Annotated in this window: 3 protein-coding genes; 1 reads left to right on the forward strand and 2 read right to left on the reverse strand. The window is 70.1% G+C overall.

What is annotated here, in order from left to right; genetic code table 11:
• Window positions 1-84 precede the first annotated feature (84 nt).
• Window positions 85-825 (forward strand): VOC family protein, encoded by a 741-nt coding sequence (locus tag GL263_RS25230; RefSeq protein ID WP_182858054.1) that lies wholly within the window; start codon window positions 85-87, stop codon window positions 823-825.
• A gap of 7 nt (window positions 826-832) precedes the next feature.
• Here GL263_RS25230 and GL263_RS25235 read toward each other — a convergent pair whose 3' ends face one another.
• The gene (locus tag GL263_RS25235) at window positions 833-1,285 is read right to left on the reverse strand and encodes a hypothetical protein (RefSeq protein WP_228456815.1); all 453 of its coding nucleotides are present in this window, start codon (window positions 1,283-1,285) and stop codon (window positions 833-835) included.
• Window positions 1,286-1,398: 113 nt separating this feature from the next.
• A complete protein-coding gene (locus GL263_RS25240) occupies window positions 1,399-2,178 on the reverse strand; it encodes an HAD-IIA family hydrolase (protein WP_182858055.1) in 780 nt (259 codons plus the stop codon).
• Between the last annotated feature and the right edge of the window lie 126 nt (window positions 2,179-2,304).

Consider the following 2,304-nt stretch of genomic DNA (forward strand, 5'->3'; position numbering starts at 1 on the left):
GTACTGGGCCGTCGACCACGTCCGCCTCCACTGAGAACCCTTCGGGGCGCGGCGGCGAGCGGCGCGGCTTCTAGGATCTCCGGCATGGCGACACGACTCGTGCAGATCAACATGAAGGCCAAGGACGACTCCGCCCTCGGCCGGTTCTGGGCCGAGGTCCTGGGTTGGGGGGTGGACAGCGAGGGACCCGGCGTCACCAACCTCGAACCCGTGGGCTTCTCCTACCCCGACCCCGCGGCCGTCTGCATCGACCTCGTCGCCCGCCCCGAACCGAAGACCGTCAAGAACCGGGTCCACCTCGACCTCGCCACCACCTCGACCGCCCACCAGGCGGAACTCGTCGCCCGCCTGAAGGACCTCGGCGCGACGCTCGCCGACATCGGCCAGGGCGACGACGTCCCGTGGACGGTCATGGCCGACCCTGAAGGCAACGAATTCTGCGTCCTGGAGCCCCGCCCGATCTACCAGGACACCGGGCCCGTCGCCGCGGTGGTCGTCGACTGCGCCGATCCGCGTGCGATGGCCCGGTTCTGGGGCGAGGCGACGGACTGGACGGTGCACGAGGCCACCGACGACCTGGCGACCCTGCGCTCCGCCCAAGGCGTCGGGCCCTACCTGGAGTTCGTCCGCACCCCCGGCACGAAGACCGTGTGGAACCGCGTCCACCTCGATGTCGCCCCCTACCCGGACGGCGACCTCGAGGCGGAAGCCGCCCGACTCCGCGCTCTCGGCGCCACCGACCCCGGCATCGACCAGTCCACGATCCACTGGAAGATCCTGTCCGACCCGGAGAACAACGAGTTCTGCCTCCTCACCCCCCGCTGACGCGGCGTCAGCGTGCCCACCACGGCAGAGGCGGAACGTGCCCCGGAAGCCAGCGCCCGCCATCACCCCGGACCCCGACCGGTTGACGACACCGCGCGAACGGCGCGCCGATCGCCATCGCCACGGTGGTGGCGGCGGCCGTCCAGAACACGAGCTTGCGGTCCGTACCGTTGACCGTGCGCAACTCGCCATCCGCGTGGCGGCAGAACGAGTCGGGCGGGAAGTACTGCGTCACGGGCGCGCTGCGGGTGCCGTAGCAGGGCGAGGTCTCGGGAAACAGGAACGGCTGCGCGTTCTGCGTGAGCGTCCAGCCGACAGACACCGTGAGCCACCCGGCCAGCAGGAAGACCACCAGCATCCAGCGGGGAACCCGCGCCCGCCGCCCCATCCGCCAGACAAGCCACGTCGGGACGCAGAAGACGAGGAACACGGCGTACAGGAGGAGCAGCAGAGACAGCATGGTCCCACGACCATACTCGTCAAAGGCCTGTCGGACAGGCCTTCAACTCCGCCGCCAACTCGGAGCCTTCACCGCCCCTGACTTGCCCGCACCCGGCGTGGGCGGGCCCGGGGTCAGACCAGGTCGACGAGGTCGGCGATGGAGTCGACGACCTTGGTGGGGCGGAAGGGGTAGCGGTCCAGGTCGCTCTTGGCGGTGAGGCCGGTGAGGACGAGGTAGGTCTCCATGCCGGCCTCCAGGCCGGCGAGGACGTCGGTGTCCATCCGGTCGCCGATCATCGCGGACGTCTCCGAGTGGGCGCCGATCTGGTTGAGGCCGGTGCGCATCATCAGCGGGTTCGGCTTGCCGACGAAGTACGGCTCCTTGCCGGTCGCCTTGGTGATGAGCGCGGCGACCGACCCGGTGGCCGGCAGCGCGCCCTCGGGGGAGGGCCCCGTGTTGTCGGGGTTGGTGGCGATGAAGCGGGCGCCGTTGTTGATGAGGCGGATGGCCTTGGTCAACGCCTCGAAGGAGTAGGTGCGGGTCTCGCCGAGGATCACGAAGTCGGGGTCGTGGTCGCTGAGGACGTACCCGGCGTCGTGCAGGGCGGTGGTGAGGCCGGCCTCGCCGATGACGTAGGCGGTGCCGCCGGGGTGCTGGTTGTCCAGGAAGCGCGCGGTGGCCAGCGCCGACGTCCAGATGTTCTCCACCGGGACCTCCAGGCCGATGCGCTCGAGGCGGGCGCACAGGTCGCGGGCGGTGTAGATGGAGTTGTTGGTGAGCACGAGGAAGGGGCGTCCGCTGTCCCGCAGCTTCTTGATGAACGCGTCCGCGCCGGGCACCGGCACGCCCTCGTGCATCAGTACCCCGTCCATGTCGGTCAGCCACGATTCGATCTTCTTGCGCTCTGCCATGGACGGACTCCTTCAAAGATCGGTGCTCGGCCCGAGTGTAGTGCGGGAGAGCCGGGCCGGGCCCGCCCTGAGCTGCCCGTCTCGCATGCTGAGGCGGTCGGGGGGAACCCACCGGCGGGGGCGGAC

Origin of the sequence: Streptomyces durbertensis, from assembly GCF_014156695.1 — a bacterium.
In the GTDB taxonomy this organism is placed as follows: Bacteria; Actinomycetota; Actinomycetes; order Streptomycetales; family Streptomycetaceae; genus Streptomyces; species Streptomyces durbertensis.